Origin of the sequence: Sutterella sp., assembly GCF_030539355.1 — a bacterium.
Taxonomy (GTDB): domain Bacteria; phylum Pseudomonadota; class Gammaproteobacteria; order Burkholderiales; family Burkholderiaceae_F; genus Sutterella.
The window spans coordinates 1-4,428 of sequence record NZ_JAUNSF010000155.1 but is presented as its reverse complement, the minus strand read 5'-3'; the positions used below and the strand labels follow the sequence as shown (position 1 = coordinate 4,428).

Genomic DNA, 4,428 nt, shown 5'->3' with positions numbered 1-4,428 from the left:
CCTCGCGAGTTCTCGCGGAGTTCAGCCTTTCGGAGCTGTCAAAGACAGGAGAGCGCGGCGGAGACGGCGGTCACAAGCGCCGCCTTCCTGAATCCTTTCCTGACTGTCTTCATTTTTCTTCTGACTGAGAGCTGCGCGTCCCGGCCGGGGAAGTCGCCCGGGGGCCGGCGCGAGAGGGAAATGCATCAAAGCTGAGGGTGCCGCGGCCGGCTGAGTTTTTTTTCGAAGAGATGCGGCCGGGGCATCCCGTCATTCTCCCGCATCCGGGGAGGGCCGTCTCGGCAGACAGTCACGGAGTGTCTGTATACAGGCCGGGAGCCCATCCCCTTTACTTGGGGTGTGGTGACCGGCGCAACAGATTCATGCGTTAACGGCCTGACTGCGGCCACCGAGCCGCGGCAGGAGCGGCCGGGAAGGCTCCCCGGCGGATCGCCGTGGAGGAAAAGTGAGCGAGCGCTCGCATGCTTTGACGCAGCACGGCGGCCGTCGTCAGATCGGCGGCGGGAGAAGAGATGCGCAGCGGTCTGAGTTGCCGCGGTAGAAGTCGTCCGGAGCGGGACGCTTCGGTACAGTTCGGAATGCCCCGGACGTGGGGAACGGCGCTTGGAGCGGCGCCATGAAGAAGACCGTCAGGAAGTGAGCGAGCGCCCGCTCACTTCCCGACCCCCTTCCCTGCCCTGCCGGAAGGTCTTGAGTTGTGGCCGGTCAGGAGCGGGAGGCCTTGACCCGGGCCATGACCTTCCTCATGTCCTCCTCGAAGAAGACGGCGTTGACGAACTCGCTCAGCATCCGGTCCTTGATTCTCCGGGACGGGATCCGGTCCTCGCGCTGCGGGAGCTCCGCGCTGAACTGCGGCAGGAACCCACCGCCCCGGTCGCCGCCGAAGAGCATGCAGTCGGCGCCGAGGCGCTCCTGCGCGTCCTTCTCAAGGAGCGCGAGGGCGAGGAGCGGCATGAGTTCCTTCGCGTAGTTCCTGCGGCAGACGGCGCGCTCCATCTGCCTCGCGGAGAAGGGCTCGTAAAGGGCGTCAAACACGGTGCCCTCGTCGGCCACCCTGACGACCTCGGAGAGCCTGCGTCCGGGAGTGAGCGCATACTCCGCGTAGAGCCAGGGCTTGGGGAGCTCGCCCGCGCGCACGTACTGGCAGAAGAGCGCGAGACCGTCGCCGCGCATCGTGAGGCCGCAGAAGCAGCCGCCGTCGAGCCTGGGACTCCCGTCGTTGTCCGAGATCCAGAGCGCCCAGGGGCGGAACCGTTCGGCGAGCCAGTCGGTGGTGAGGCCCTGCCACCAGGTGTCGTCGCTCACCACGATCTCGCGGATGCGCCGCGAGAAAGTCAGGGCCGTGCGGTCGACGCTCCAGGCCGTCATCAGTTCGATCAAGAGCCAGAGCCGCCGCGTGCGGAAGATCTCCTCCCTCGCCGCCTCGTCGGGGGCCTTCGCCATGAGCGCGCTGAAGACCTGCTGCATCGGCAGGAACACGCGTGACTTCTCTTCCGCGAAGCCGGGCACCTCGGACTCCGCGAGGTCCCTGAGACTGAAGCCCACGTCGGGGAAGCTCTCGCCCATGCGCTCGAGGAGCACGCCCTTGAGTTTCTCGGGCGCGCTCACGATGAGGCGGAAGGCCTCCTCGACCGTGGACGTGTGCATGGGGTTGAAGAGATCGCTCAACTTGTCGCTGCTCATATGCGGAGTTTCTCAAGGTCTGCTGTACTGCGGGGGAATCGTATCGCCGTTCTGCGTGTTCCGGTGTCCGGCTGCATTCGGGTCCTGAGGGAATGGATTGGAGAGCCAAAAATGATAGCTGCGAAAAACACGATTTCCCGGAGGAATGTTTTCCAATTGTTATGGAAGATCATTTTCGAAGATGTCTGCAGAGAATGATCCTTTGCTCCGTCAAAACCCTCCCGAAGCTACGCCGATGCATGCGCCGGCACGCCGTTCATCGCCTCGGACCGCGGCTGCCGCGGGCGGTCAGTCCTGCGCAGGAGGACGGCGGAAAATCCTCTGGAAAACCGGCGCGGGATCGCATTCCGGAAACGACGGTAAGTCCCTGCCTTTTACGATAAAATCCACGGAACGCTCACTCAGACTCACCGGAGACTTTCAGATGGAAAAACAGCTGCCCACGGATGTACGGCTCCTCATCGAGGCGCAGGTCGCGAACGAAAAGCGCGAGACGCTCACCGCCTACGTGCTCTGGTTCTTCTTCGGCACGCTCGGCATTCATCACCGCTATCTCGGGCGCATGAAGGACGCGACGCGATACCTCATCGCCGGCGCGGTCGGATGGACCGGTCTCATCTTCGGCGTGAGCCTCGGGAGCAGCGCCTATACATCACAGGACACGGACATCGCGATGGCAGTCCTCATCGTGGGCCTGGTCGGCCTTGGGCTTGTCGGCATCTGCCTGCTCCTCGACCTCTTCCGGCTCCCGGGCTACGTCGACGCGTACCGCGCCGCGGTGCGCGAGCGCCTCGTGAAGGAATACGAAGCGAGCGGCTCCGTCTGAAGTCGCCGGAGCCGCAGGTGAGGTGACACGGAACGGTTTTCAGGAGGGCCGGGGATCAGCCCTTCTTCTTTTTCTCCGCCTCTTCGGCGAGATACCGCTTCCAGTGGTAGTTGACGTTGGCCGGCGTGCACCCGACCGCCTCGGCGACCACCGTGGGATGCTCGCCGCGCTTTCTCATCGCGATGATGAGACGAATCGCCTCCTCGGAGAGGCGCTTCCTCTTTCTGATCGGCTTCGTCCCGGCGGCGCCCTCCTTGCGGTACTGCCGCCAGTGCTTCTGCACGAGACTCGTCGAGCACTCGAACATCTCGGCGATCTTGGCGTCGGGGAACTTCTGTTCCTTGAGGAATATGAGCAGGCCGACCTCCTGCTGCGTGAGGGGCTTGCGGTACTTCGTCGATTCCGTGAAGACGCCCGCCTTCCACATGCGCTTCCAGTCGCGCACGGTCGAGACGTGGAGATTGAGCTTCGCGGCGGTCGCCTTGTAGCCGAGGCCCTGCTCGAAGAGTTCTATCGCCTCGGAGCGGAAATGGTCCGGGCAGCGCGGGTGGCCAGGTTTCGTCATGCCGCACGCTCCCCTTCGGATTCATGTCCGGGAACCTGCTCCCCGGTCCTCGGGCAGTACACGGCGACGACGCTGCAGTCCGCCTCCTCGGCGATCCGCGGACCGGGCACGCCCCGGTCTCTGAGTCCGATGATGCGCCCGGTCTCTTCGGGCGTGAGCCGCCGCTTCACGGCTACCGCGGCCCGTCGTATGTCATTCGATGAGAATTCCCGCTCTCCCATCTGATTCTCCTCTGCGGACATCACCTCACGGAACATCTATATGTGTCCCGTTTTTTTTTGGGGGGGGGTGTCACTCAAACAAACGTTCATACGATAACCTCTGAGGGAAAAGGTCGGCGCTTCAGGAAGACTTCCGGACGACCGTCTCCGCCTGTAAACGGTGATGTCGGTTATTCGGAATGCTTCTATTCTGCCACAGCCCGGGAGCATGTCAATCCGTCTTTTATCCAATTGTCGCCGGGCTTCAGGAAAACCCTGAGAAGCCGCAAGCCCATGCGGTCCGCGACGGTATCCGGGCACTGTGCACTGTGGCGTCTGCAAGACGGACCGCTTCGTTTGGGCAACACCCTCCCCGCTGCGCGGATGCGCCCGCCTGGGCTCCACTATGGTGAAGCCCACCGCCGGGCTCCTGTTGCATGTGCGCGCAGGAGCGCGGGGGACACGCCCCGGGGAGGGTCCTGATCACCGGCGAGTCCCCTGATGGGAAATAAATTCTCATTCCCCTCCCGTCTTTTCCTCCGGGACACTTCCGCTGAGTCCGTGCACGTCGCCCGGAGCCGTCCGGAGGGAGGCCGGGGAGCGGTGTCGTCAGCGGCCTCAGTACTTTCCCCAATTCTTGTACCTGAGTGATTGACTCAGGTAAATGTCTTAGTTAAAGTGATCCTGTCCCGGGCCTGAGGGAGTGCTTCGGGACGAAAAGAGGGGGAGCCGGCCTGAGGCAGTGATGCCCGGCCGGCTTTTCCTTTTTCTGTTTCCCACGCCGGATTTTCCTGCAGTTCCGGCGGAGGATCACTCCCAGCGGCGTTTCCCGGAGCAGCTCGAGCGGGCGCCCTCTCCGCCGCCGAACATATCCTGAGAAGCGCATGCCGGAGCGTTCATCGTCGTCAGATGCACTGTGTTCTGCACAATACGGCATCACCATGCTCGCTTCCTCAGAGAAAATGGGCAGGACCGGGCCACAGCATCTGCTGCGAGGTCGTCCACCAGGCGAATCCTGCAGATTCAACCATTTGCCCCGATGCCCCGGACTGCTGTCGAGGCAATCACTCCCGTTGATCACAGGACGATTCCTGATCGGCTGTTAACGGTCAGCGACTTTGAGACCAGATGCCACACAAAATTGAGACCTGATA

General features: G+C 63.1%; 3 protein-coding genes. 1 reads left to right on the top strand and 2 read right to left on the bottom strand.

Going from position 1 to position 4,428, the window contains the following annotated elements:
- Window positions 1–705 precede the first annotated feature (705 nt).
- On the bottom strand, window positions 706–1,683 hold the full coding sequence (locus Q4F91_RS12910; RefSeq protein WP_303338139.1) for a hypothetical protein: 978 nt from the start codon (window positions 1,681–1,683) through the stop codon (window positions 706–708).
- A 424-nt stretch (window positions 1,684–2,107) separates the two neighbouring features.
- On the opposite strand from Q4F91_RS12910, the gene Q4F91_RS12905 reads away from it, so the two are divergent.
- Complete coding sequence (locus Q4F91_RS12905; RefSeq protein WP_303338138.1) at window positions 2,108–2,509, top strand: TM2 domain-containing protein; 402 nt, start codon at window positions 2,108–2,110, stop codon at window positions 2,507–2,509.
- A 55-nt stretch (window positions 2,510–2,564) separates the two neighbouring features.
- On the opposite strand, the gene Q4F91_RS12900 is transcribed toward Q4F91_RS12905, so the two are convergent.
- A complete protein-coding gene (locus Q4F91_RS12900; protein WP_303338137.1) occupies window positions 2,565–3,074 on the bottom strand; it encodes a helix-turn-helix domain-containing protein in 510 nt (169 codons plus the stop codon).
- Window positions 3,075–4,428: the final 1,354 nt, after the last annotated feature.

Coding starts and splice junctions, on each gene's coding strand:
- Q4F91_RS12900 (WP_303338137.1), bottom strand. CDS start 3,074: ATGACGAAACCTGGCCACCCGCGCTGCCCGGACCATTTCCGCTCCGAG.
- Q4F91_RS12910 (WP_303338139.1), bottom strand. CDS start 1,683: ATGAGCAGCGACAAGTTGAGCGATCTCTTCAACCCCATGCACACGTCC.
- Q4F91_RS12905 (WP_303338138.1), top strand. CDS start 2,108: ATGGAAAAACAGCTGCCCACGGATGTACGGCTCCTCATCGAGGCGCAG.